This is a genomic window from Streptomyces sp. CC0208 (assembly GCF_003443735.1).
GTDB classification, from domain to species: Bacteria; Actinomycetota; Actinomycetes; order Streptomycetales; family Streptomycetaceae; genus Streptomyces; species Streptomyces sviceus.
In genome coordinates this window covers 3,141,879-3,166,888 of the sequence record NZ_CP031969.1, presented here as the reverse complement: position 1 = coordinate 3,166,888, position 25,010 = coordinate 3,141,879, and the positions used below count along the sequence as shown (strand labels likewise).

Annotated in this window: 23 protein-coding genes; 14 read left to right on the top strand and 9 right to left on the bottom strand. The window is 71.2% G+C overall.

Annotated features, from left to right (window positions below; translation table 11 throughout):
- Positions 1-16: 16 nt before the first annotated feature.
- Positions 17-1,687 (bottom strand): fumarate hydratase, encoded by a 1,671-nt coding sequence (locus tag D1369_RS14235; protein ID WP_007384446.1) that lies wholly within the window; start codon positions 1,685-1,687, stop codon positions 17-19.
- A 167-nt stretch (positions 1,688-1,854) separates the two neighbouring features.
- Here D1369_RS14235 and D1369_RS14230 point away from each other — a divergent pair, with 167 nt between their 5' ends.
- On the top strand, positions 1,855-2,589 hold the full coding sequence (locus tag D1369_RS14230; RefSeq protein ID WP_037901320.1) for a DUF1707 domain-containing protein: 735 nt from the start codon (positions 1,855-1,857) through the stop codon (positions 2,587-2,589).
- Between the two features lie 174 nt (positions 2,590-2,763).
- The gene (locus D1369_RS14225) at positions 2,764-3,138 is read left to right on the top strand and encodes a WhiB family transcriptional regulator (protein ID WP_007384448.1); all 375 of its coding nucleotides are present in this window, start codon (positions 2,764-2,766) and stop codon (positions 3,136-3,138) included.
- 183 nt (positions 3,139-3,321) lie between these two features.
- Here D1369_RS14225 and glpX read toward each other — a convergent pair whose 3' ends face one another.
- The gene (glpX, locus tag D1369_RS14220; protein ID WP_007384449.1) at positions 3,322-4,356 is read right to left on the bottom strand and encodes a class II fructose-bisphosphatase; all 1,035 of its coding nucleotides are present in this window, start codon (positions 4,354-4,356) and stop codon (positions 3,322-3,324) included.
- 126 nt (positions 4,357-4,482) lie between these two features.
- Between glpX and D1369_RS14215 the strand changes: the two genes are divergently transcribed.
- A complete protein-coding gene (locus tag D1369_RS14215; protein WP_007384450.1) occupies positions 4,483-5,004 on the top strand; it encodes a DUF4245 domain-containing protein in 522 nt (173 codons plus the stop codon).
- 60 nt (positions 5,005-5,064) lie between these two features.
- On the opposite strand, the gene D1369_RS14210 is transcribed toward D1369_RS14215, so the two are convergent.
- The 3 genes from D1369_RS14210 to xseA all read right to left on the bottom strand — a co-directional run bounded on the left by D1369_RS14210 (position 5,065) and on the right by xseA (position 7,245).
- Positions 5,065-5,655, bottom strand: a complete 591-nt coding sequence (locus D1369_RS14210) for a malonic semialdehyde reductase (protein WP_007384451.1) — start codon at positions 5,653-5,655, stop codon at positions 5,065-5,067.
- Positions 5,656-5,790: 135 nt separating this feature from the next.
- Positions 5,791-6,027, bottom strand: a complete 237-nt coding sequence (locus D1369_RS14205; protein ID WP_007384452.1) for an exodeoxyribonuclease VII small subunit — start codon at positions 6,025-6,027, stop codon at positions 5,791-5,793.
- A gap of 9 nt (positions 6,028-6,036) precedes the next feature.
- Complete coding sequence (gene xseA, locus D1369_RS14200; protein ID WP_007384453.1) at positions 6,037-7,245, bottom strand: exodeoxyribonuclease VII large subunit; 1,209 nt, start codon at positions 7,243-7,245, stop codon at positions 6,037-6,039.
- A 671-nt stretch (positions 7,246-7,916) separates the two neighbouring features.
- On the opposite strand from xseA, the gene D1369_RS14195 reads away from it, so the two are divergent.
- The gene (locus D1369_RS14195) at positions 7,917-8,927 is read left to right on the top strand and encodes a 4-hydroxy-3-methylbut-2-enyl diphosphate reductase (protein WP_007384454.1); all 1,011 of its coding nucleotides are present in this window, start codon (positions 7,917-7,919) and stop codon (positions 8,925-8,927) included.
- Positions 8,928-8,956: 29 nt separating this feature from the next.
- Entirely contained in the window at positions 8,957-9,700 is a 744-nt protein-coding gene (locus tag D1369_RS14190; protein ID WP_007384455.1) for a polyphosphate--glucose phosphotransferase, read from the top strand.
- An 88-nt stretch (positions 9,701-9,788) separates the two neighbouring features.
- Here the strand turns inward: D1369_RS14190 and D1369_RS14185 are convergent, their stop codons facing one another.
- A complete protein-coding gene (locus D1369_RS14185) occupies positions 9,789-10,307 on the bottom strand; it encodes a DUF6542 domain-containing protein (RefSeq protein ID WP_007384456.1) in 519 nt (172 codons plus the stop codon).
- 177 nt (positions 10,308-10,484) lie between these two features.
- Between D1369_RS14185 and ychF the strand changes: the two genes are divergently transcribed.
- Both ychF and D1369_RS14175 read left to right on the top strand, forming a co-directional pair.
- Entirely contained in the window at positions 10,485-11,573 is a 1,089-nt protein-coding gene (gene ychF, locus D1369_RS14180) for a redox-regulated ATPase YchF (protein ID WP_007384457.1), read from the top strand.
- 78 nt (positions 11,574-11,651) lie between these two features.
- Positions 11,652-13,832 carry a DEAD/DEAH box helicase gene (locus D1369_RS14175; protein ID WP_205574470.1) on the top strand — a complete coding sequence of 727 codons (2,181 nt, stop codon included), beginning with the start codon at positions 11,652-11,654 and terminating at the stop codon, positions 13,830-13,832.
- 33 nt (positions 13,833-13,865) lie between these two features.
- Here the strand turns inward: D1369_RS14175 and D1369_RS14170 are convergent, their stop codons facing one another.
- Entirely contained in the window at positions 13,866-14,783 is a 918-nt protein-coding gene (locus D1369_RS14170; RefSeq protein WP_202477945.1) for a LysR family transcriptional regulator, read from the bottom strand.
- A gap of 84 nt (positions 14,784-14,867) precedes the next feature.
- Between D1369_RS14170 and D1369_RS14165 the strand changes: the two genes are divergently transcribed.
- Positions 14,868-15,698 (top strand): oxidoreductase, encoded by an 831-nt coding sequence (locus tag D1369_RS14165; RefSeq protein WP_007384460.1) that lies wholly within the window; start codon positions 14,868-14,870, stop codon positions 15,696-15,698.
- 14 nt (positions 15,699-15,712) lie between these two features.
- Here the strand turns inward: D1369_RS14165 and D1369_RS14160 are convergent, their stop codons facing one another.
- Positions 15,713-16,894, bottom strand: a complete 1,182-nt coding sequence (locus D1369_RS14160; protein ID WP_037901330.1) for a serpin family protein — start codon at positions 16,892-16,894, stop codon at positions 15,713-15,715.
- Between the two features lie 81 nt (positions 16,895-16,975).
- Between D1369_RS14160 and D1369_RS14155 the strand changes: the two genes are divergently transcribed.
- The 6 genes from D1369_RS14155 (at position 16,976) to D1369_RS14130 (ending at position 23,563) form a co-directional block, all read left to right on the top strand.
- On the top strand, positions 16,976-18,250 hold the full coding sequence (locus D1369_RS14155) for a DUF4190 domain-containing protein (protein WP_007384462.1): 1,275 nt from the start codon (positions 16,976-16,978) through the stop codon (positions 18,248-18,250).
- 146 nt (positions 18,251-18,396) lie between these two features.
- Positions 18,397-19,149 carry a GntR family transcriptional regulator gene (locus tag D1369_RS14150; RefSeq protein ID WP_007384463.1) on the top strand — a complete coding sequence of 251 codons (753 nt, stop codon included), beginning with the start codon at positions 18,397-18,399 and terminating at the stop codon, positions 19,147-19,149.
- Between the two features lie 313 nt (positions 19,150-19,462).
- Positions 19,463-19,654, top strand: coding sequence for an SPOR domain-containing protein (locus tag D1369_RS14145; RefSeq protein WP_007384464.1), 192 nt, complete (start codon positions 19,463-19,465; stop codon positions 19,652-19,654).
- Between the two features lie 25 nt (positions 19,655-19,679).
- A complete protein-coding gene (locus D1369_RS14140) occupies positions 19,680-20,141 on the top strand; it encodes a (deoxy)nucleoside triphosphate pyrophosphohydrolase (protein WP_037901332.1) in 462 nt (153 codons plus the stop codon).
- Positions 20,142-20,237: 96 nt separating this feature from the next.
- Positions 20,238-20,645 (top strand): ATP-binding protein, encoded by a 408-nt coding sequence (locus D1369_RS14135; RefSeq protein ID WP_205574469.1) that lies wholly within the window; start codon positions 20,238-20,240, stop codon positions 20,643-20,645.
- Between the two features lie 290 nt (positions 20,646-20,935).
- Entirely contained in the window at positions 20,936-23,563 is a 2,628-nt protein-coding gene (locus tag D1369_RS14130; RefSeq protein WP_037901334.1) for a SpoIIE family protein phosphatase, read from the top strand.
- Between the two features lie 14 nt (positions 23,564-23,577).
- On the opposite strand, the gene D1369_RS14125 is transcribed toward D1369_RS14130, so the two are convergent.
- Positions 23,578-24,894, bottom strand: coding sequence for a hypothetical protein (locus D1369_RS14125; RefSeq protein ID WP_240436071.1), 1,317 nt, complete (start codon positions 24,892-24,894; stop codon positions 23,578-23,580).
- Positions 24,895-25,010: the final 116 nt, after the last annotated feature.

Genomic DNA, 25,010 nt, shown 5'->3' with positions numbered 1-25,010 from the left:
CCGCCACCGAATGGCACTACGCCAGCCCAGGCCCCCGCACAGGGATCGTCGTGAACGTCGGCGCCGGCGCCGGGTCCTGGAAGAAGTCGTTGCCCTTGTCGTCGACCACGATGAACGCCGGGAAGTCCTCGACCTCGATCTTCCAGACCGCCTCCATGCCGAGCTCCTCGTACTCGACGACCTCGACCTTCTTGATGCAGTCCTGGGCGAGCCGGGCCGCCGGGCCGCCGATGGAGCCGAGGTAGAAGCCGCCGTGCGTACCGCACGCGTCGGTGACCTGCTTGCTGCGGTTGCCCTTGGCCAGCATCACCTTGGAGCCGCCCGCCGCCTGGAACTGCTCGACGTAGGAGTCCATGCGGCCGGCCGTCGTCGGGCCGAAGGAACCGGACGCGTAGCCCTCGGGCGTCTTCGCCGGACCCGCGTAGTACACCGGGTGGTCCTTCAGGTACTGCGGCATCTCCTCGCCCGCGTCGAGCCGCTCCTTGATCTTGGCGTGCGCGATGTCGCGGGCCACGACCAGCGGACCGGTGAGCGAGAGCCGCGTCTTCACCGGGTACTTGGTGAGCTCCGCGAGGATGTCGTCCATCGGCTGGTTGAGGTCGATGCGGACGACGTCCTCGTCGGAGGAGTCCAGGTGCTCGTCCGTCGTGTCCGGCAGGAAGCGCGCCGGGTCCGTCTCCAGCTGCTCCAGGAAGACCCCCTCCGCGGTGATCTTCGCGACGGCCTGGCGGTCGGCCGAGCAGGACACCGCGATGGCGACCGGGCAGGACGCACCGTGCCGGGGCAGCCGTACGACCCGCACGTCGTGGCAGAAGTACTTCCCGCCGAACTGCGCCCCGATCCCGATCTTCTGCGTCAGCTCGAAGACCTTCTCCTCCAGCTCCTTGTCCCGGAAGCCGTGCCCGAGTTCCGAGCCCTCGGCGGGGATCTCGTCCAGGTAGTGCGCGGAGGCGTACTTCGCGGTCTTCAGCGCGTACTCGGCGCTCGTACCGCCGACGACGATCGCGAGGTGGTACGGCGGACAGGCGGCCGTACCGAGCGAACGGATCTTCTCCTCCAGGAACTTCATCATGGAGGCCTCGTTCAGGACGGCCTTCGTCTCCTGGTACAGGAACGACTTGTTGGCCGAGCCGCCGCCCTTCGCCATGAACAGGAACTTGTACGCGCCGCCGTCGGTGGCGTACAGCTCGATCTGCGCGGGGAGGTTGGAGCCGGTGTTCTTCTCGTCCCACATGGTCAGCGGGGCCATCTGCGAGTAGCGCAGGTTGAGGTTCAGGTACGCGTCGTAGATGCCCTTCGACAGCGCCGCCTCGTCACCGCCCTGGGTGAGGACGTTCTGCCCGCGCTTGCCCATGACGATCGCCGTGCCGGTGTCCTGGCACATCGGCAGGACGCCCGCCGCCGCGATGTTCGCGTTCTTCAGCAGGTCCAGCGCGACGAACTTGTCGTTGGCGGAGGCCTCGGGGTCGTCGATGATGCGGCGCAGCTGGGCGAGGTGCGCCGGCCGCAGGTAGTGCTGGATGTCGTGGATGGCCTCCTCGGCGAGCTTGCGCAGCGCCTCCGGCTCCACCTTGAGGAAGGTCCGCCCGTCGGCCTCGAAGGTGGAGACACCCTCGGAGGTCACCAGCCGGTAGGGGGTGGTGTCCTCTCCCATGGGGAGCAGATCGGTGTACGCGAACTCAGGCATCTCAGCCCATTCCTCACTCTGCGGGTCGACCACCCGCCTCCGTCGGCGGGCCTCAACAGCCTAGAACCTGTCCAAGGGCGGCAGCTTGTGAGGTAAGGCTCAGTCGGTTCGCCAAGAGTTGTCCACAGGCCTAGTCGCGATCTATCGCGTTTCGGTACGCTGCTGCGGTGGACCTTCAGAAGCCCGAACAGAAGCAGGCGGGCCCCGCACCCGCGGTGGCCGACTTGCGCGCGTCGGACGCCGACCTGCGCGCCTCGGACGCCGATCGCGACCGTATCGCCGACATCCTGCGCGAGGCCCTGGCCGAGGGCCGCCTCTCCGCGGACGAGCACGCCGAGCGGGTCGAGGGGGTGCTGAGCGCCAAGACGGTGGGCGAGCTGGAGGTCTTCATACGAGACCTGCCCGCGGCCCACCAGCGCCGCAGCGCCCCCGCCTGGAGCCCCGCCCCGAACCGCCCGACCGACGCGATCCCCCCGGACCCGGACGACAACGTGGTGGCGGTCTTCAGCGCCGCCGTCCGCAAGGGCCGCTGGCGCGCGGGCCGCCGTATCCATGCCTACGCGGTCTTCGGCAGCGTCGAGATCGACCTCAGTGAGGCGATCTTCGAGTACCGCCAGGTCGTCATCAAGGCGTTCTCGGTGTTCGGCAGCGTCGAGGTGCGCGTCCCGGAGAACATCTCGCTGCGCGGCACGGGAGTCGGTGTCCTCGGCGACTTCCAGGTGGACACCCTCGACTCGGCCGAGCCGGACGCGCCCGTGGTGTACGTCGACGGCTGGGCCGTCCTCGGCAGTGTGGATGCGAAGCCCAAGCGCGGCAAGCTCGTCGCGGACATCCTCGATCGGGTTCAGCGCGCGGTCGATCGCAAGGTGGACAGGAGTTTGCGCAAACACCTGGATCGTTGACGGTTGTGAATCCGGGTGGGTCCGTGACGGAGGATCTGGCCCTCGGTCGGCTCTCGTAAGCGCACCCGACCGCCCGGAATCCAGCGGTTCGGAACTCAGTGCATAGGCGCGCGCACAGCGGGTAGGGCTTGCTGCATCGTCTCTCGCTCGCGAAGCCGTCGTCAGGAGTAGACCGTGCTGCAACCGCCGCATTCGTCCCTGCAGGTAGCTGCCGTTCCTGCCCAGCGGGTGCCAGTGCGGGACAGGGACCAAGACGCTCCATGGCACACCGAGGCGGTGTGCCGGCGCGACGAGGCCGGCCTGTTCTTCGCCCCGTCCAAGGAACCCACCGCCGCCAGGCTCTCCCGCGAGGAGGCCGCGAAGCGCGTCTGCGCCCGCTGTCCGGTCATGGTCGAGTGCCGCGAGCACGCCCTGCTCCAACCGGAGCCCTACGGCGTCTGGGGCGGCCTCACCGCAGCCGAACGCCGAGTGGTCCTGGCCCGGCGCAGGCGCCGCGAGCTGGAAGTCACGAAAGCGGCGCGGGCGGCACGCATAGCCCAGGCGGGCTGAGCACCGCACCTGTACAGGAAAAGGCGCCCCCTCCGCACCGGGGGCGCCTTTTGAACTGGGCTGAGTGGACCTACTCAGGGGCGCGGGGCCGTGTTGATGTGCGGCTCCGCCGCGTGGGCGCGACAAGCCACAACGCACCCGCACCGCCAGCACTCCACGCGCACCGAGCTATTTGACGCGATGCTATTTGGCGCGGTCGAAATCGATCGCGCTGTAGGCCCGCAGCTTGCTCAGCCGATGCTCCGAGTCGATCCGCCGCACCGTCCCCGACTTCGACCGCATCACGATCGAGTCGGTGGTCGCGGTCTCCGACCGGTACCGCACACCCCGCAGCAGCTCACCGTCGGTGATCCCGGTCGCCACGAAGAAGACGTTCTCCCCGGACACCAGGTCGTCGGTGGTCAGCACCCGGTCCAGGTCGTGTCCGGCGTCGATCGCCCGGGCCCGCTCCTCGTCGTCCTTCGGCCACAGCTTGCCCTGGATCGTCCCGCCGAGGCACTTCACGGCACAGGCCGAGATGATCCCCTCGGGCGTACCGCCGATGCCCAGCAGCATGTCGACGCCGGTGCCCTCGCGCAGTGCGTAGATCGACCCCGCCACGTCACCGTCGGAGATCAGCTTGATCCGCGCTCCCGCCTCCCGGATCTCCTTGATGATCCCTTCGTGCCGGGGCCGGTCGAGGATGACCACGGTCACGTCCTCGGGGGTGGAGCGCTTGGCCTTGGCGACCCGCCGGATGTTCACGGAGACCGGCGCGTTGATGTCGACGAAGTCGGCGGCCTCGGGTCCCGTGACCAGCTTGTCCATGTAGAAGACGGCGGACGGGTCGAACATCGACCCCCGGTCCGCGGCCGCCAGCACGGAGATCGCGTTCGGCATGCCCTTGGCCGCCAGCGTGGTCCCGTCGATCGGGTCGACGGCGATGTCGCACTCCGGCCCGGTCCCGTCCCCGACCTGCTCCCCGTTGAAGAGCATCGGGGCCTCGTCCTTCTCGCCCTCGCCGATGACGACCACGCCGTTCATCGACACGGTGGAGACGAGGGTCCGCATGGCGCGCACCGCGACACCGTCGGCGCCGTTCTTGTCGCCCCGCCCGACCCAGCGGCCCGCGGCCATCGCGGCGGCTTCGGTCACCCGGACGAGCTCCAGGGCGAGGTTGCGGTCGGGGGCCTCGGAGGGGACTTCGAGTTCTGACGGCAGATGATGATGCTCGGTCATCGGAGCGCACCTTTCTGATACGACGACGGCCGGATGAGGGTTCGACCGTCGACTCTATCGTCAGTCCGACAAAATGAGCAGGGGACCCCACGGATGAGCGGACCGGGCACCTGCGACGATAGGGGCGTGGCAGGTTCGAACGGCAAGCAGAAGACGGTCCGGGACATGATTCTCTCCCTGGGCCTGATCGGGATCGCGGCGGCGGTCATCTACGTGTTCATCCCGCACGACGACTCCGCTCCGGACATCAAGACGGTGGACTACCGCGTCGAGCTGCTCACGGCCCGCCGCGCGGCGTCCTACCCGGTGGCCGCGCCCGAGGGTCTGCCGGCCGGCTGGAAGGCGACCTCGGTGCGCTTCCAGGGTGACCGGTTCGACGCCTGGCACCTGGGTTTCCAGGCCCCCGGTGACCAGTACGTGCAGATCGAGCAGTCGACTCAGAAGCCGTCGGCGTTCATCGACGAGGCGAGCCAGGGCGCCGAGGCGACGAAGCAGACCCAGCAGATCGCGGGCCGCACCTGGACGCGTTACACGGGCGGCCGCTACGACGCCCTCGTGCACCGGGGCGACGGCGCGACGACGGTGGTCGCGGGCACGGGATCGCTCGCCCAGCTGACCGAGATGGCGAAGTCCCTCAAGATGGCGTGAGACCGCGCGAGAGGGCCCGGCCGCCGGGCGGCCGGGCCCTCTCGTCGTGTGTCAGCCGTCTCAGACGGTGGTGACGACCTCGTCGTAGGCGAGGCGCGGGGACCGCGGGAACCAGGCGTCGTCGGCCGGCTTGCCGATGTTGACGACCATCAGCGGGGTGTGGTCGTCGTCCAGGAACTCCTTGCGGACGCCCTCGAAGTCCAGACCGGTCATCGGACCGGCGGCGAGGCCCGCGGCACGGACACCGATGATGAAGTACGCGGCCTGCAGGGCGGCGTTCAGCCCGGCGGCACCCTCGCGGGCGGGACGCTCGCTGAAGAAGAGGTCCTTGGCCTGCGGGAAGTGCGGGAAGAGCTGCGGCAGCTCCTCGTGGAACTCGTTGTCCGCGGAGAGGATCGCGACCAGCGGGGCGGTGGCGGTCTTGGGCTGGTTGCCCTCGGCCATGTGCTGGACCAGGCGCTCGCGGGCCTCGGCGGAGCGGACCAGGGTGATGCGCAGCGGGCTCTGGTTGAAGGCGGTCGGACCGTACTTGACAAGGTCGTAGATCGCCTGGACCTGCTCGTCCGTCACCGGCTCGTCGGTGAAGGTGTTCGCGGTGCGGGCCTCGCGGAACAGCAGGTCCTGGGCGGCGGGGTCAAGAACGAGAGACATGGTGAACCTTCTGGGACGACGTCGGTCGCGGGAAACGGACCGTGGACCGGTTGACGTCTCCGACCGTACGCGAATGAAGTTCAACGTTCAATCAAAAGGGCCTCGTGGTGATCCGCTTCACAGGATCACCGGGACCTACTGCTCGGAGTCGCTCCCGCCGTCCTGCGACTCCTCGGCCAGTGCCGCGTCCAGCCGGGCCCGCGCCCCGTCCAGCCACCGCCGGCACACCTTGGCCAGCTCCTCGCCCCGCTCCCAGAGCGCGAGGGACTCCTCGAGCGTCGTACCGCCCGCCTCCAGCCGCCGTACGACCTCGATCAGCTCGTCCCGTGCCTGCTCGTACCCGAGCGCCTCTTCCGCCACCTTGCTGGTCATCCGCCCACCCTATGCATCGACTCGGACAGTGAACTCACCCTCGGCGACCCGCGCGCGCAGCGTCTCCTCCGCCGTCACCTCGTCCGGTGACCGCACCACGTGCCCGTCGGCCCTCTGGAGGACGGCGTACCCGCGCTGGAGGGTCGCGGCGGGGGAGAGGGCCACCACGCGTGCGTGCGTGTGCGTCAGCTCGGAGTCGGCGCGGTCCAGCAGATGGCCCAGGGTGCGGCGGGCGCGGTCGGCCAGGGCGGCCACATGGTCGGCGCGCTCGTCGATCATCCGGTGCGGATCCTCTATCGACGGCCGCGCCAGCGCCTGCGCAAGGCATCGCTCCTCGCGCTGGAGGAAGGACTCCACACATCGCCGCGCGCGATCCCGCAGCGCCCGCACCCGCTCGTACTCCTCGCCCACGTCCGGCACGACCTTCTTGGCCGCGTCCGTGGGCGTGGAGGCCCGCAGGTCGGCGACGTAGTCGAGCAGCGGGGTGTCCGGTTCGTGGCCGATCGCCGACACCACCGGCGTACGACAGGACGCGACCGCCCGCACCAACTGCTCGTCGGAGAACGGCAGCAGATCCTCCACGCTGCCCCCGCCGCGCGCCACGATGATCACGTCCACGTCGTCCAGCGCGTCGAGTTCCTTGACGGCCTGCACGACCTGCGGCACCGCGTGCACGCCCTGCACCGGGACGTTGCGCACCTCGAAGCGGACGGCCGGCCAGCGGTGCCGGGCGTTCTCCAGGACGTCCCGCTCGGCGGCCGAGGCCCGCCCGCAGACCAGCCCGACGAGCTGCGGCAGGAACGGCAGCGGCTTCTTGCGCTCCGGCGCGAACAGCCCCTCCGCGGCGAGGGACTTCTTCAGCTGCTCGAGCCGGGCCAGCAGCTCACCGACCCCGACCGGCCTTATCTCGGCGGCCCGCAGCGAGAGCTGGCCCCGCGGCGCGTACCACTCCGGTTTCGCCAGGACGACGACCCGGGCGCCCTCGCTCACCACGTCGGCGACGTCGTCGAAGACCTGACGGAAGCAGGTCACGCTCACCGAGATGTCGTACGACGGATCGCGCAGCGTGAGGAACACGACGCCCGCGCCCGGGCGCCGGGAGAGCTGGGTGATCTGCCCCTCGACCCACACGGCACCGAGACGGTCGATCCAGCCGCCGATGAGGCGCGACACCTCGCCGACGGGAAGAGGCGCTTCGGGGGTCGAGTTCACAGCCATGCCGCGAGCGTAACGGCCCGGTACGACAACGCACCGTCACCGCCAGGCAACGACCGGCCGCGCTGAGCGACCAGCACCATCTCCCGCCAAGACCGGCTCACCGCCCGCCACGTCACCGGCGGGGCCCTGCTGGCCGCGCGGGGCGACCAGCACCCCCGCCTCGATGGGGTACCTGATTGCGCCCACGGGGCCTCCACGATCGCCGCTCCGACGAGGACCGGCACCATCTCCCGCCAAGACCGGCTCACCGCCCGCCACGTCACCGGCGGGGCCCTGCCGACCGCGCCGGGCGACCAGCACCCCCGCCTCGATGGGGTACCTGACCGCGCCCACGGGGCCTCCACGATCGCCGCTCCGACGAGGACCGGCACCGTCCGTGTCGGCACTGGCTCACCGCCCGCCACGTCATCGGCCGGGCCCTGCTGGCCGCGCGGGGCGACCAGCACCCCCGCCTCGATGGGGTACCTGACCGCGCCCGCGGGGCCTCCACGATCGCCGCACCCAGGGCCGGCACCGGATCACCGGCCTGCCATGTCACCGGCCGGGGGCTGTCTGTCGCGCTGGGCGATCAGCCCCGTGGCTCCGATCAGGAACACGGCCGCGTCCACGGGGCCTCCACGGTTCGCCGCCGCGAGGACCGGCGCCGTCTACCGGCCGAACGCGGCCTTACGATGGGACGCATGACTGCTTCGCCTGGCCGCCGTGTCCTGCTCGCCGCCCCCCGTGGCTACTGCGCGGGTGTGGACCGCGCCGTGATCGCCGTCGAGAAAGCCCTGGAGCAGTACGGCGCTCCGGTGTACGTCCGGCACGAGATCGTCCACAACAAGTACGTCGTACAGACCCTGGAGAAGAAGGGCGCCATCTTCGTCGAGCGGACGGAGGAGGTCCCGCCGGGCAACATCGTCATGTTCTCGGCCCACGGCGTCGCCCCCGTCGTCCACGAGGAGGCCGCCCGCGGCAAGCTCGCCACCATCGACGCGACCTGCCCGCTGGTCACCAAGGTCCACAAGGAAGCCGTGCGCTTCGCCAATGAGGACTACGACATCCTCCTGATCGGGCACGAGGGCCACGAGGAGGTCATCGGCACCTCCGGCGAGGCCCCCGACCACATCCAGCTCGTCGACGGCCCCGCCGATGTCGCCAAGGTCGAGGTCCGTGACCCGTCGAAGATCGTGTGGCTCTCCCAGACGACCCTGAGCGTCGACGAGACCATGGAGACCGTCGACGCCCTCAAGGAGAAGTTCCCGCAGCTCATCTCCCCGCCCAGCGACGACATCTGCTACGCCACGCAGAACCGCCAGCTCGCCGTCAAGCAGATGGGCGCCGAGGCCGAGCTGGTCATCGTGGTCGGCTCCCGCAACTCCTCCAACTCCAAGCGGCTCGTCGAGGTCGCCAAGCTCGCCGGCTCCCGCGAGGCCTACCTCGTGGACTTCGCCAGCGAGATCGACGAGGCCTGGCTGGAGGGCGTGACCACGGTCGGCGTGACCTCGGGCGCCTCGGTGCCGGAGGTGCTCGTCGAGGAGGTCCTGGAGTGGCTCTCGCAGCGCGGCTACGGCGACGTGGAACTCGTGAAGGCGGCCGAGGAGTCCATCACCTTCTCCCTCCCGAAGGAACTGCGGCGCGACCTGCGCGAGGAGGCCGCGGCGCTGGTCGCGGAGCGCAAGGGGACCTCCGAGGCGTGACTGTCCGTCGTCCGTCGTAACGTAAGGCCATGCAGATCTTCGGCTTGGACATCGGCGGATCCGGGATCAAGGGCGCCCCTGTGGACCTGGACAAGGGCGAGCTCACCCAGGAGCGCCACAAAGTGCTCACCCCGCACCCGGCGACGCCCGACAGCGTGGCCGACGGGGTGAAGCAGGTCGTGGACCACTTCGGGTGGACCGGCCCGGTGGGGCTGACCTTCCCGGGCGTGGTCACCGGCGGATCCCACATCCGTACGGCGGCCAATGTCGACAAGAGCTGGATCGACACCGACGCGCGCGCGTTGTTCGGCGAGCGCCTCGGCGGACTCCCGGTGACCGTGGTCAACGACGCGGACGCGGCGGGCGTCGCCGAGATGAGCTTCGGCGCGGGCAAGGACCGCAAGGGCACCGTCATCCTGCTCACCCTCGGCACCGGCATCGGCAGCGCCCTCTTCGTCGACGGCGTCCTCGTCCCCAACACCGAGCTGGGCCACCTGGAACTGCACGGCCACGACGCCGAGAAGAAGGCGTCCAGCAAGGCCAGGGAGGTCGAGGAACTCACCTGGGAGCACTGGGCCCACCGCGTCCAGAAGTACCTCGCCCACGTCGAGATGCTCTTCTCGCCCGAGCTGTTCATCATCGGCGGCGGTGTCAGCCGCAAGTCCCAGAAGTTCCTGCCCCACATCGAGGGCATCAAGGCCGAGATCGTCCCGGCGCAGCTGCAGAACAACGCGGGGATCGTGGGGGCGGCGATGCGGGCGGTGCAGGAGTAGGCCGACCGGCCAGGGGCCGCGGACGCCTGCCGTCGGTCCACGTCGGCCTACGTCGGTCGTGGACTGCTGCCGTCGGCCCAGCCCGGCATCAGCCCGAGCGACCCCGCACCAGCCGGATCCTGCGGACCAGCGCGATGAGGCCGGCGGTCAGCGTCCCGGCGTAGAGCCAGCCGGCCTGCGTGGCCAGGGCGGTGAACAGGCCCATCAGCCGGCCCGAGGTGCCGCCGCCGCTGTCGGCGACCGGGAGGAGTCCGACGGCGAAGGCGATCGGCACGATGATCGGGGCGGTCAGCAGGTCACCCCGGCGTATCCAGACCGACGTCAGCACACTGACCGGCATGAACAGCACGCCGTACAGGGTGAGGGACGAGCCGAACAGCAGGGAGACGAGGAAGCCGAGCGCGAACATCAGCCCGGTGCAGAAGAGGCCGCCGCCGAGGCCGGTGAGCCGGGGGTTGGGCAGCCGCCGCAGCGTCTGGACCACAGGGGGTGGCGGGCGGCGGCCCATCGGCGGCCGGCGCTCGCCGCGGGCTTGCGCGGGCAGCGGTGCTCCTTGGGCCGGGCGTCGCGTTCCGTTGTGCGGGGGTCGGGTCCTGTGTTGCTCCACTGGACCAACCTAGGTCTGTTTATGTGCGGAATCGCTCTTGAGACACGCCGTGGGAAAGACCTTGGCCATGCGTTCGAGAGGGCCGCCGGACCGTGCTGCGACACGCCGTAGACTGGTGGATCGGCCCCCTGGCCGCCAGTCTCCTCACGTCTCCTCTCACGTACGGGAAGTCGCAACGTGTCGCTCACGATCGGAATCGTCGGTCTGCCGAATGTCGGCAAGTCGACCCTGTTCAACGCCCTGACCAAGAACGACGTGCTGGCGGCCAACTACCCGTTCGCCACGATCGAGCCGAACGTCGGCGTGGTCGGCGTCCCGGACCCGCGCCTTGCGAAACTGGCCGAGATCTTCTCCTCCCAGAAGATCCTCCCGGCGACCGTCGACTTCGTGGACATCGCGGGCATCGTGAAGGGCGCCTCCGAGGGTGAGGGCCTGGGCAACAAGTTCCTCGCGAACATCCGTGAGTCCGACGCGATCTGCCAGGTCATCCGCGCCTTCAAGGACGAGAACGTCGTCCACGTCGACGGCAAGGTCTCGCCCAAGGACGACATCGAGACGATCAACACCGAGCTGATCCTGGCCGACCTCCAGACCATCGAGAAGGTCCTGCCCCGCCTCCAGAAGGAGTCGCGGATCAAGAAGGACGTCGTGGCGAAGGTCGCGGCGGTCGAGGCGGCGAAGGAGATCCTGGAGAAGGGCGACACGCTGTTCTCGGCGGGCATCGTCCAGGGCTCCGGCAACGAGGAGCTGCTGCACGACCTGCACCTGCTGACCACGAAGCCCTTCCTGTACGTCTTCAACGTCGACGAGGACGAGCTGGTCGACGAGTCCTTCAAGGACGAGCAGCGAGCCCTGGTCGCCCCCGCCGAGGCGATCTTCCTCAACGCCAAGCTGGAGGCGGACCTCGCCGAGCTCGACGAGGAGGACGCGATGGAGCTCCTGGAGTCGGTCGGCGCCGAGGAGCCGGGCCTCGCCACCCTCGCCCGCGTCGGCTTCAACACCCTCGGCCTCCAGACCTACCTCACGGCAGGCCCCAAGGAGTCCCGCGCCTGGACGATCAAGAAGGGCGCCACGGCTCCCGAGGCGGCCGGCGTGATCCACACCGACTTCCAGAAGGGCTTCATCAAGGCGGAGGTCATCTCCTTCGACGACCTGGTGGAGACCGGCTCGGTGGCCGAGGCCCGCGCGAAGGGGAAGGCGCGGATGGAGGGCAAGGACTACGTCATGCAGGACGGGGACGTGGTGGAGTTCCGCTTCAACGTCTGACGACCGATCAGAAACCTGTGTTCACCCGCCTCCCGGCGGCCCGGGCACAGGTTTCTTTCCGTAGAGGGGGGCGGGAGCGTGGGGCGTGGTGAGCGGGACACGGTCGCGAGGGGAGCGCGGCTGTGCGAGGCGGCCCAGGCGGTGGTCGTCGACCACGGCAGGGCGGCGGAGGCCGTACGGGCCGCGCTGAAGCCCATCCACGACGCGGCCGTGAAGCGGGAGCTCGACGCCATCCCGGTGGCCCGCCTGCAGGACGTCACCGAAGGCCGGCTGCGGCTGGGGAGCGTCGAGAAGAGCGGACTGCGCACGGTGGGCAGCGTGCTCGAAGCAGGCCCCTACCGGTTGCGGCAGATTCCCGGTGTCGGGCAGCGCACCGTCGACCAGATGCTCGCGGCCGCCCGCCGGCTCGCCGAGGCCGCGCACGAGACCGTGGCCGTCCACATCGACGTGGAGCGGCCGGAACCGGGCACCACCGCACTCGTCATGGCCCTGCACGTACTGGTAGAGGCCGGTCCGGACGCCAGACGTGCGGTCGACAAGGCCGCCGTACTGTCGAAACGGCTCGGTCCGCTGCTCGCCGACGCCAGGCTCACCGTCGGACGAATCCGGCTGCTTCTCGCGGGCCAGGAGAAGAAGGCCCGCGCGTGGGCGGCCGTCACCGAGATCCGGTCGCTGGTGGACGAGGCGGAGCGGTCGGGCCTGCCCGAACTGCTCGCCCAGGCCTCGGTGGACCTGCTCCGGATGCCCCCGTCCGACATCGCGGCCTGGGTGGACTTCGAACTGCGCTCCGCCGAGTACTACAGCCTGCTCGCCGAGATCTCCGGGCGGCAGCCGGACGCGGCCGCCGCCGAGGGCTTCCTGCCGGACGAGATCGCCGAGCGGGTACGGACCCAGCCCCTCGACGACGCGCACCGGCGGGTCTCCCTACGCGGTTACCAGGCGTTCGGCGCACGCTTCGCGCTGGCCCAGCGCAAGGTGATACTCGGCGACGAGATGGGGCTCGGCAAGACCATCCAGGCGATCGCCGTGCTGGCTCACCTGGCCGCCGGGGGACAGAGCCACTTCCTGGTGGTCTGCCCGGCGAGCGTCCTCGTGAACTGGACCCGGGAGATCGAGGCCCGCAGCGCCCTGCGGGTCACCGTGCTCCACGGCCCCGACCGGCACCTCGCGTTCGCCGACTGGAAGGGGCGGGGCGGGGTCGGGGTGACCACCTTCGACGCACTGCGCGGATTTCCCGCGCCGGGCGGCGGGGAGGTCGGGCTGCTCGTGGTGGACGAAGCGCACTCCGTGAAGAACCCGAAGGCCAAGCGGTCCCAGGCGGTTGCCGTGTGGGCGGAGCGGTGCGAGCGCGCCCTCCTCATGACCGGAACGCCGATGGAGAACAGGGTCGTGGAGTTCCACAACCTGGTCCGGATGCTCGACGGCGACCTCGCGGACTCCCTCGGTGAACGGGAGAGGTGGGCCGGATCCGTCGCCTTCCGCAAGGCCGTGGCCCCGGTCTACCTGCGGCGCAACCAGGAGGACGTGCTGACGGAACTCCCGAGTCTCCAGCAGACCGACGAGTGGGAGGAACTGAGCGCGTCGGACGAGGAGGCCTACCGTGAAGCCGTCCGCGCGGGCAACTTCATGGCGATGCGCAGGGCCGCGTACCTGCGCCCCGAGAAGTCGGCCAAGCTGGACCGGCTCCTGGAGATCGTTCGGGAGGCCGGCGAGAACGGGCAGAAGACGGTGGTCTTCTCCCACTTCAAGGACGTACTGAACGTGGTGCGGGAAGCACTCGCGACCGCGCACACCGACGGCACCGCGCTGTTCGGCCCGCTCACCGGAAGCGTCCCGGCCGGGCGGCGGCAGCAGATGGTCGACGACTTCGCCGATGTCCCGGGCCCCGCGGTGCTCGTGGCGCAGATCCAGGCAGCGGGCGTCGGCCTCAACATGCAGGCCGCCTCCGTCGTCGTCATCTGCGAACCCCAGATCAAGCCGACCATCGAACACCAGGCGGTGGCCCGCGCCCACCGCATGGGTCAGGTCAGGCCGGTCCGCGTGTACCGTCTCCTCGCCACCGGGGGCGTCGACGAACGCCTGGTGAAGCTGCTGGAGACCAAGACCCGCCTCTTCGACGCCTACGCCCGCCGCAGCGCCGTGGCCGAAGCCAGCCCGGACGCGATCGACGTGTCGGACACCGAGCTGGCCCGACGAATCGTCGAGGAGGAACAGGCGCGGCTGGGCATGACGGACGAGAGGCTCACTGCGGCCGAGTGAGTGGGCGACCGAAGGCCACACTCGTCAAACTCGTCAAACCGCCCCCGCCCCTGCTTCCGCCACCCACCGACATGCCTCCGCATACCCCCGCACCAACGGCCGCCCTCCGTCCTCCTTGCGCCAGGCCAGCGCGTATCTGCTGGGGCCGATGCCGCGCACCGGTCGGGTGACCACGCCGCCCAGGGTGATCAGGGGAGCGTTGCCGGCGGCCACGAGGCAGATGCCGAGGCCGGCGACGAGCGCCTCGTAGGTCTCCTCGGTGCCCGCGATCTCCGCGCCGACGCGGGGCGGGCGGCCGGCTCGTTCGTCGAGGGCCAGCCAGAAGTCGCGCAGCGGGCCCGCGCTGGTCGGCAGGGCGAGGAAGGGTTCGTCGGCCAGGTCGGCGAAGTCCACCTCCGTACGGGCGGCGAGCGGGTGGCTGTCGGGGAGGGCGACCAGGCGGGGCTCCTCGGCGACCACGGTCCATCCGTAGCGCTCCTCGTCGGGCAGCGGCAGCCAGACGAACGCGACCTCCGTATCGCCGTCCGCCAGACCCGCGGTCGGGTCCTGCCAGCCCATCTGGCGCAGCCGTACGACCGCCTGCGGATGCGCGGCCGTGAAGCGGGAGCGGATCGCCGGGAGCAGACCACCGCGGCCGGGGCTGGTGCTCATACCCACCACCAGCGTGCCCCGCCCCGCCGCCCGGGCCGTCGCCATGGCCGCGTCCGCCGCCGCCCAGGCCGCCAGCACCTGCCGGGCGTGCGGAAGCAGTGCCTCGCCCGCCTCGGTGAGCAGCACACCCCGCGGGTCCCGCCGCAGCAGCTCCACGCCCAACTGCCGCTCCAGCGCCCGGATCTGCTTGCTCAGCGCGGGCTGGGACACGTACAGCCGCTCGGCCGCGCGGGTGAAGTGCAGCTCCTCGGCCACCGCGAGGAAGTAGCGAAGATCCCGTACATGCACGTCGGTCGTCATAGCCATCGGTTATCACCGTGGGTCTTGGACGGGCAACCGACTTCCGCAGCAGGCTGGTGGAACAACCCGAGATGAGGAGTCGTCATGAACAAGGTGTGGCTGATCACGGGCGCGAGCAGCGGGTTCGGGCGGGCGATCGCCGAGGCGGCCCTGGCCGACGGCGATGTCGTGGTCGGCGCGGTCCGCAGGCCCGAGGCGCTGGACGACCTCGTGGCCGCCCACCCCGACCAGGTGGAGGCGCTGCGCCTGGACGTGGCCGACACGGCCGCCGCGGAGGCCGCCGTACGGGACGTGGTGGCCCGGCACGGCCGGATCGACGTGCTGGTCAACAACGCGGGCCGCACCCATGTCGGCGCGTTCGAGGAGACCACCGAGGACGAGCTGCGCGCCCTGTTCGACGTGCATGTCTTCGGGCCGGCGGCGCTCACGAGGGCGGTGCTGCCCGGCATGCGGGAGCGGCGTTCGGGGGCGATCGTGCAGATGAGCAGCATGGGCGGACAGATGTCCTTCGCGGGCTTCTCGGCGTACAGCGGGACGAAGTTCGCCCTGGAGGGCCTGTCCGAGGGGCTCGCCGACGAGGTGCGGGAGTTCGGCATCAAGGTACTGATCGTGGAGCCGGGCGCCTTCCGTACCTCGCTGTTCGACGCGAGCCGTGCCGGAGTCAGCGCCGACAGCGGGGTCTACGCCAAGGTGAGCGAGACCCGCGGGTTCGTCTCCGGCGGCGACGGCACCCAGGCCGGCGACCCCGCGAAGGCGGCGGCCCTGATCCGTGCCGCGCTCGACGCCGAGGAGACCCCGCTGCGGCTGCCCCTCGGCGACGACGCGGTGACCGCCGTGCTCGACCACCTCGACGGCGTACGGGCCGACGTCGCCGCCTGGGAGAAGAGCACCCGGGCCACCGCCTTCGACGACTGACGGCCACTCAATGACTAGGAGTACGGCGCCGGTTCCGTCACCCACCCCGCCGTCAGCGCCAGCCGCGTCCGGCGGTGTACGGCGAGAAAGCCGAAGGGGCGGTCGAAGGTGGCCGTGACCTCGGTCGACATGTACCGGGGCGTGGGCGGCGGTCCACCCGGCGCCGCCGCGACCGCCGTCACCGCGGCCGCCTCGAAGCCGAGCGCGTCGAAGCGGGCCAGGACGGACTGCCGGGCGGAGCCGACGGTCAGGGGCGAGGCGCTGATGCCGGGGAAGTGGCCCTGGCGGGCGTCCCGTGCCGCGGTGAGGCCGAACAGCCCGTGCAGGTCCAGCAGATCGTGGTGCGCCCGCATCTCGAACGCCGTGGTCGTCACCTCCAGCGTCGGCTGCCGGGGGGCGGCACACGGCCGTTCCTCCACCCGCAGCCCCGGCCCCGCGGGCCCGTGCGGAAGCAGCGACCCCCGTACGACCGGACACGTGCCGTCGAGCGCGGCCGCCCCCGCCGCCATCACCTGACCCGGCGTCATGTGCTCGTCGCCGAGCAGGAGATGGACGTCCACGCCGTCGTCCCCGAGCACCTTCACCTCGGTGACCCGGCCGGCGGGCGCGGTCGCCACCCCGGCCCGGTCCAGACGCACGCTGCGGCGGTTCAGCCCGCGCAGGGTCCGGCCCTGCCAAGGGCCCGCGGAGGGCCGTACCGGACGCACCTCGAAGGGCCGCAGCCACGTGGTCCGCAGGGCCAGCGCGCTCGCCAGCACCAACTCGGTGTCGTCCCGCACCTCCACCGGCATCCGCTCGATCAGACCGCTGGTCCGCTTCTCCGCCCAGGCGTCCATCTCCCGCTGGTCGAGGGCGGGATCGCCGGTGAGGACCCCGTGCGTGTCGGTGGGCAGCCCGGCCTCCCACTCCTCGCGCGGTTCCAGCGTCCGCTTGGTCCACAGTCCGAGCGCCGCGTCCAGCGCCTTCGCGTCGGCCAGTTCCGCGAGCAACTCCCGTGCCGCAGCGGCAGCTTGCTCCGCGGGCACTCCGAGCGCCCGCGCCAGCTCGGCCCGTGCCGTGCCCTGTGCCCCGTCGGCCAGGAAGGCCAGCAGCGGCCACACACCGGCGGCCGAGAACACGGTCCCTCCGGAAGACATCCCTGCCCATCGTGCGGTGAGCCCGTTCACCGCCTGGGTCGTCGTACCCGTGATCGGCATTCCACCCCGCCCGCCCCGCGCATACCATGCGCCCTGTCGTACGTCAGTTCCCCACCTGCCTGAACCAGGAGCACGGTACCCGTGTCCATACCCCCGCCCCCTGGGCCCCACCAGCCCGACCCCGCCCAGGGACCGTCCCCGGCCCCGGGCCCGTACGGGCCGCCGCCGCAGGGACAGCAGCCGTACGGCCGGCCGCCGTACGGACAGCAGCCGTATGGGCCGCAGCCGTACGAACAGCCGCACGGGCAACCCTATGGCCCGCCGTACCAGACCTGGGGACAGGGCTACAGCCCCTACGCCCGCCGCCCCTCCGTCAACGGCCTCGCCATCGCCTCCCTGGTGCTCGGTGTCCTGTGCTGCTTCCCGGCCGTGGGACTGGTGCTCGGCGTCGTCGCGCTGGCGCAGATCAAGAAGAAGGGCCAGTCCGGCAAGGGGCTGGCCGTCGCCGGGTCGATCCTGTCGTCGCTCGGGCTCGCCCTGTGGGTGACGGCGCTCGCCACCGGCGGATTCTCCGAGGCCTGGGAGGGGTTCAAGAAGGGCGCGACGCAGGGCACGGCCTTCTCGGTGGTGAAGGGCCAGTGCTTCGACGCGCCCGGGGAGACCCTCGAAGGCCTGACCTACGACGTCGACGAGGTGCCCTGCGCGGGTGAGCACGACGGCGAGGTGTTCGGCGAGTTCCGGATGGCCGACTCCGCCTTCCCGGGGGACAGCGCGGTCTCCGATGCCGCCGACGAGAAGTGCTACCCGCTGAGGGACAGCTACGTCATGGACACCTGGGCGCTGCCCGAGGACGTCGACGTCTACTACTTCGGCCCGACCCGGCAGAGCTGGCGCCTCGGCGACCGCGAGGTGACCTGCATCTTCGGCAACACCGACGACAACGCCACCCTGACCGGCTCGCTGCGCGCCGACGAGACCACGCTCGACACGTACCAGATCGCCCTCCTCAAGTCCCTCAACGCCCTCGACACCGTGCTGTGGGAGGAGCCCGAGGACTACCCGGAGGACGACCTGCCCGGCTACCGGAGCTGGTCGCGAAAGGTCCACGACAGCCTCGACGACCAGATCAGGGCTCTCGGCGCGCAGTCCTGGCCTGCCAGAGCCGACAAGCAGGTCGCGGCCCTGGTGAAGGACATGACGGCCGCCCGCGGCGAGTGGGCGAAGGCGGTCGCCGCGGCCGAGGACGACGACGTGGACGCCTTCTACATCCACTACGACAAGGGCTACGACTACGCCGACGGCCCCAGTACGGTCACCGCACGCAAGGCTCTGGGGCTGGCCACGAAGCGGCCGGCCTCCGACGAGGACTACGGCGACGGGAGCGGCGCCACAGACGGTGCCGAACTCAAGGTGTGATCGCCGCCATAGCGGGGAGAAAGTGCCTGCGTAAGCCCACCGCCGGAACATGTCATCACATCGAGTGATTCTCTGGCCTTTGCTTGCATGGTCCAACCCACGGTTGCCAGGCTGTTGCTGTCTGTACAACCTGATGGGAGCGGCCAGTGACATTCGGTGAGCAGCCGGCGTACCTGCGTGTCGCGGGTGATCTCCGCAAGAAGATCGCCGACGGTTCGCTGCCACCGCACACCCGCCTGCCGTCCCAGGCCAGGATCCGCGAGGAGTACGGCGTCTCGGACACCGTCGCGCTGGAGGCCCGCAAGGTGCTGATGGCCGAGGGGCTGGTCGAGGGCCGCTCCGGGTCCGGCACGTACGTCCGCGAGCGGCCCGTGCCCCGCCGTATCGCCCGCTCCGGCTACCGCCCGGCCTCCGGCGCCACCCCCTTCCGGCAGGAGCAGGCCGACGGGGAGGGGCGCGGCACCTGGGAGTCCAGCAGCCGGCAGGCCGAGGCCTCGGCGGGCATCGCCGAGCGGCTCGCCATCCGGCCCGGCGACCGGGTGATGTGCACGAAGTACCTCTTCCGGGAGGCCGGTGAGCCGATGATGCTCTCCACCTCCTGGGAGCCCCTGGCGGTCACCGGGCGCACTCCGGTGATGCTCCCCGAGGAGGGCCCCCTCGGCGGCATGGGTGTGGTGGAGCGCATGGCCGCCATCGACGTCGTCGTGGACAACGTCACCGAGGAGGTCGGCGCCCGCCCCGGCCTCGCCGAGGAACTGCTCGCCCTGGGCGGTGTCCCCGGGCATGTCGTCCTGGTGGTCCATCGCACCTACTACGCCTCGGGCCGCCCGGTGGAGACGGCTGACGTGGTCATTCCGGCCGACCGCTACCAGGTCGCGTACCACCTTCCGGTGAAGTAGCGCGCGCCCCGGGGAGGTTGCCCGGGGCGAACACTCAACCGGCCCGCAGGCGAACGCCGTTCGAATCCGGCCGTTCTCGCAGGTCGACAGCGCTGTGTCCAAGGCGTCCCCGACCGGAGGCATCGCCGTCCACCGGGGGCGTGTTCAGCGGTGCGCGCCCCTGCCGGAGGAGTCCGTCCTGGCTGGTTGCGTACCTCTTTGTGAAAACGCGTGTTCGCTGCGTAAAGGTTGGGCGTAGGCTCGGGCATATGCGGAGTGCGGTTTCCTTATCGGGTGGGGCTCGACGCAGGTCGGGAAGGAGCGGTGGGGCGCAATGAACGACGGCACGATCACTCTTCCCTGGCTCGTCATACGACAGGACGACAACGGCAATCGCTACCGCGTGGGCAGGTACGCGACCCGGGCCGAGGCCCAGAAGATCGCTGACAGTCTCGATGCCCGCGGCCACAAACAGCTCTACTGGGTCGAGCGCATCGGCCCGAACGGCGCGAGTTCGGCCGACTGACGGAGCCTCCCGTAGGCTCCGGCGCATGACGGAACGGATCGTGGTGGCGGCCGCCCTCTACGACGGCGACCGCCTCCTCGCGGCCCGCCGCAGCGCGCCCGCCGAACTCGCCGGCCGCTGGGAGCTGCCGGGCGGCAAGGTGGAGGAGGGGGAGAGCCCGGAGGAGGCTCTGTCCCGTGAACTGCGCGAGGAACTGGGCGTAGAGGCCGAGGTGCTGGAGCGGGTCCCCGGCGAGTGGCCGCTGAAGCCCCCGTACATCCTTCAGGCATGGCGGGTCCGCTTGCTCCCGGGTTCGGCCGACCCCAAGCCCTTGCAGGACCACGACGAACTGCGCTGGCTGGCGCCGGACGACGTCTGGGACGTGAACTGGCTCGACCAGGACGTGGAAGCAATCGGTGCACTGAGGGCTTTCAGGGGCGCGGGGAGCTGCGCGACAAGCCACGATGCACCCGCACCCGCCCCCCGACGGAATCCCCCGAGCTCTTAGGCGCCCCTACTTACGCCATTCGGCACGGTACCGCGGCCCTGATATCGGGTATGTGCCCCTTAACCCCACGAAAGCGGACATGGGCTGGCCCGGGAAGTGATCGGCGTGATCGACACCGAAGGCGACTGCGCCAAGTGGACTTTCCCGGCGGACCCGGGTGCCGTGCGCGCAGCCCGGACGGCCGTCCGGAACCGGCTGACCGCCTGGAATCTCGACGGCCTCGCCGACATCGCCGCCCTGCTGGTCAGTGAGCTGGTGACCAACTCCCTGCGGCACGCCACCGGCCCCATCGGCGTCCGGCTGGTCCGCCCCGAAGGCATCGACGGCGTCCTCCTGGTCGAGGTCTCCGACCCCCTGCCCGACCCGCCCCGCGCACGCGTCGCCGACCTGGACGACGAGAGCGGCCGCGGCCTGCAACTGGTCGCCCACGCCGCCGACCGCTGGGGCACCCGCCCCGGTGTGACGGGCAAGACGGTCTGGTTCGAACTCTCGATGCCGCGATGACCAGGATCTGATCCAGGTGGAGAAGGCCGAGAGCGCCGGAAATCGCTGTACGGCACCCCTCCCGCTGTCCACTGACTGGTTCAGGCCAGTGGCGGTTGTCGGCAGACGTGATTCGACGTCGTGTCCGCTGGTTAGAAGACTGGAAGTGTTGTCGCAGCCCGGACCGAAAACCGTCGGGATCGTGCTGTGATCGTGAACACCGTGTTGTGCGGCGCCGTAGTGCTGGATACTGCGGGCAGCCGCCCCCGGTGACCGGTACCGGACGCGGTGAGCTGGAGGGGACGGTTCGCGTGAGCGAGATACCAGCGAAGGCCACGGAGTCGAAGGACCCGTCGGGCGGCGCGAGGGCGGAGGCCGCGGATGCTGACGTGGCACAGGTCCGTCACGGTGACGGGCCGTCCGGTGACGCCATGTGGCAGAGCAGCCCGCCCGGCTCGATCTACGACTACATCAAGGTCGCGTCCTTCTCCATAGGCCCCGACGGTCTCGTCGACCAGTGGAGCCTGCGCGCGGAGCAGCTTTTCGGCATCCCCGCCGAGCACGCCGTCGGCATGGACCCCATCGAGGCCTTCATCGACTCGGACCTGCGCGCGCAGGGCCAGCGCAAGATGGCGGAGATTCTGGACGGCCGCGAGTGGACCGGCGTGGTCCCCTTCCGGGTGCCCCCGTCGGCGGGCGAGGGCGAGTGCGGCCGGGAGGGTCTCGCCGAGGTCTACGTCATGCCGACGCGGACCGAGGAGGGCGAGAAGGCCGCCGTCTGCATCGTCGTCGATGTGCGCACCCTGCGCAGCATCGAGACCGACCTCGCCGCCTCGCAGGCGATTTTCGGTCAATCTCCCTTCGGATTTGTGCTGATCGACCCCGAGCTGCGGGTTCGCCGCGTCAACTACCGCTTCGCCTCCCTGTTCGGCGGCAGCCCGGACGACCACCGGGGCAAGGGGGTCCACGACTATCTGCCGCGCCCCGAGGCCGAGCGGGTCAGCGCGACCCTGCGCCGGGTCCTGGAGACCGGCGACTCCATCACGGACATGCACGTGACGGGCTTTCTTCCGGGCTCCGACGAGCGCCGGCACTGGTCCATCAACCTGTACCGGGTGCGCAGCGGGTCCGGCCGGCCCATCGGCATCGCCTGGCTGGGAACAGACATCACCGCCCGCCGCGCCGCCGCCCGCGAGGCCGCGGCCGCCCGCCGCAACCTCGCCCTCCTGAACGAGGCCGGGGCCCGCATAGGGAACTCGCTCGACCTGGAGACCACGGCCCGCGAACTCCTCGACGTCGTCGTCCCCGGCTTCTGCGACCTGGCCACCGTCGACCTCTACCAGGGCCTGCTGGCCGGCGACGAGACCCCGCCCGGGCTCGCCGACGGCAGCGCCGAACTGCGCCGGGTCGCCTTCGCCAGCGCGGTCTCCGACGCCCCCTTCGCCGGCTCCGGCGCCCCCGTCTCGGTCGGCGCGGTCCACCACTACCCCTTCAACTCACCCTGCGCGGACGCCCTGCGCACCGCCCGCCCGCAGTACATCCCGGCCGAGGACGGCGGCCTCGTGCAGTCCACGCTCGCGGTGCCGATGGTCGCCCACGACACCGTCGTAGGACTCGCGCAGTTCTCCCGGACGAAGGGCAGCGAGCCGTTCGGGGACCGGGACCGGGATCTGGCGGTGGAACTGGCCGCGCGGGCGGCGGTCTGTATCGACAACGCGCGCCTGTACCGGCGGGAGCACGAACGGGCGCTGATACTGCAGCGGTCCCTGCTGCCGCCCGGCGACCCGGTCGCCTCCGGCCTCGACATCGCCTGCCGCTATCTGCCCGGCAACTCCTCCGCGGACCGCCCCAGCGAGGTCGGCGGCGACTGGTTCGACGTCATCGAACTGCCCGGACACCGCACGGCGTTGGTGGTCGGCGACGTCATGGGCCGTGGTCTGCGCGCGGCGGTGGCGATGGGCGAACTGCGCTCCGCCGTCCGGACCCTGGCCCTCCTGGACCTCGAACCGGCCGAAGTCCTCTCCGCGTTGGACGAGATCGCCCGCGGTCTCGGCGCCCCCGGCGGCGTCCAGCAGGCCACCCGCGCGGCCCGCCGCCCCCGCGAGGCGGACCTCTCCGAGGTGTACCTGGCGACCTGCGTCTACGCCGTCTACGACTCGGTGACCCGCCGCTGCACCTTCGCCAACGCGGGCCACCTCCCGCCCGTGCTGGTCGAACCCGGCGAGGACGCCCTGATGCTCGACGTACCGCCCGGCATGCCGCTCGGCGTCGGCGGCGAGCCCTTCGAGGAGGTCGAGGTCGAACTACCCGAAGGCGCCCTGCTCGCGCTCTACACGGATGGACTGGTCGAAAGCCGCGATCACCCCCTCGACGAAGGACTGCAGGCCTTCGTAGGAGCGCTCACCGACCCCTCCGCCCCGCTGGAGGACGTCTGCGACCACGTCCTCAACACCCTCGACACCCTGCACGGCGAGGACGACATCGCGCTGCTGATGGCACGTGTCCAGGGCCTGCCCGCGGACTCGGTCGGAGACTGGACGCTCCCGCGCGAGCCGCGCAGCGTGGGCCGGGCCCGGGAATACGCCCGCGGGCAGCTGCTCAGCTGGGACCTGGAACCCCTGGTCGACACCACGGAACTCCTGGTCAGCGAGCTGGTCACCAACGCCCTGCGGTACGGCGAGGGCGACATCCGGCTACGGCTCCTGCTGGACCGCACCCTGGTCTGCGAGGTCTGGGACTCCGGCCTCGTCCAGCCGCGCCGCCGTCGCGCCCGCGACACCGACGAGGGCGGCCGGGGCCTGCAACTGGTCGGCCTGCTCAGCGCGGCCTGGGGATCCCGGCGCACCCCGCGCGGCAAGACGGTGTGGTTCGAACTGCCGCTGCCGGACGGGGAGAACGGCATGGTGGACCCGGCGGAGGCACTGCTCAGCCTGTTCTGAGTCCCGAGCCTGCTCTAGGCGGGGTGCCCGCGCAGCCGTACGTCCCGTTCGGCGAGGTCGCGCGCCTCGCGGGCCAGGTCGTCGGCCCGCGGGAGATCGTCGGTGAGCCGTGCCGGCGACAGCAGGACGCGGGGCGCGGCACCGACCGCCTCGCGGTGGACGGTGACGTAGTCGTCCGCCGCGGCCACGGACTCCCGGGCGACCAGCAGCGCGGCCACCGGGAGCACCCCGGACCGGCCGGTCGCCAGGGGCGCGGTCGCGTGCACGATCCGGCGCAGGACGCCGAGCGGGTCGTACGGCTGTCCGGACGTCGTCTCCTGTCGTACGGCGGCCAGGACCGCGTCGGCGTGCACGAGCCGGGCATAGGTCTCGCCCTCGTACGCGGTGCCGTCGCGGAAGGGGGCCAGTTCCGCCTCCGCGCCCGTGAGGGCGGCCGGGATCAGCCCGGCGGCCTCGGTGCGCGCCTCGCGCAGCCGGGTCATGGCCGTCACCAGCACGTCCGCCCGGGCGATCGCGGTCTCCGCCGCGCGGAGGTGCTGGGCCGCGTCCTCCGGCCGGCCCGAGGCGGTGGCCTGGTGGGTCCGGTTGAGGTCGACGGTGGCGGTGACCAGGCTGTCCTTGGCCAGTTCGAGGTACCCGGTGACGGAGTCGTCCGTGAGCGCGGTGTCCGCCCCGGCCGTGCGGGCGGTCAGTTCGCGGAAGCGGGTCTCGGCCGACGCCAGGGCCGCGGCCGGGTCGCGGTCCAGCCCCCGCAGGGCGCGCAGGCCCTCCGCCGCGCCGGTCAGCCGCCGCTCGGCCTCCTCGCAGCGCCCCACCACCCCGGCGAGGGCGGCCGCCTCCTCGGGTACGCCCTCCTCGTACCGCCGCCGTATCGCGCACGCCGCCGCCAGTTCGGCCTCCGCCGCCGCGGCCTCCCTGAGGAACGGGGCCAGCTCCTCGGGACCCGCCCCGGCCGCGGCGAAGGTGACTTCCTCGCGCAGGGTGCGCAGCCGGTTGTCGGCGCCGACCAGCGCGGCCCGGGAACGGTCGTCGAGGTCGGCGAGCGGGGGCGGGGCCGCGGGGGAGGGGTACGCGCCGACGTGGGTCGTGCCGGCGGCCGCCGGTGTCGTACGGCTGCGGGTGCGGCGTACCCGGCGGACCGAGGCGTACGCGGCGAGGGCCACCACCACGACGAGGACGGCGACCGGCAGGACCAGGTCGGTGCCGGAGGACTCGGCCGGGGCGGCGGCGCTGACCCGTGCGCCCGCAACCGGAGGGTCGTCGTTGATCGTCATCCACGGCAACACCAGCCACACGACCCCGGCGACCACACCCAGCAGGGTATGCGCCACCCGCACGGATATGTGCGAGCGGCCCCGCCGCGGTCGACCCCGTATCAAGGATGACGTCACGTTTCGGAGCGTATGGGGCGGAATGCGGGGGCGCGAGCGGGGTGGGACGGGCGAGG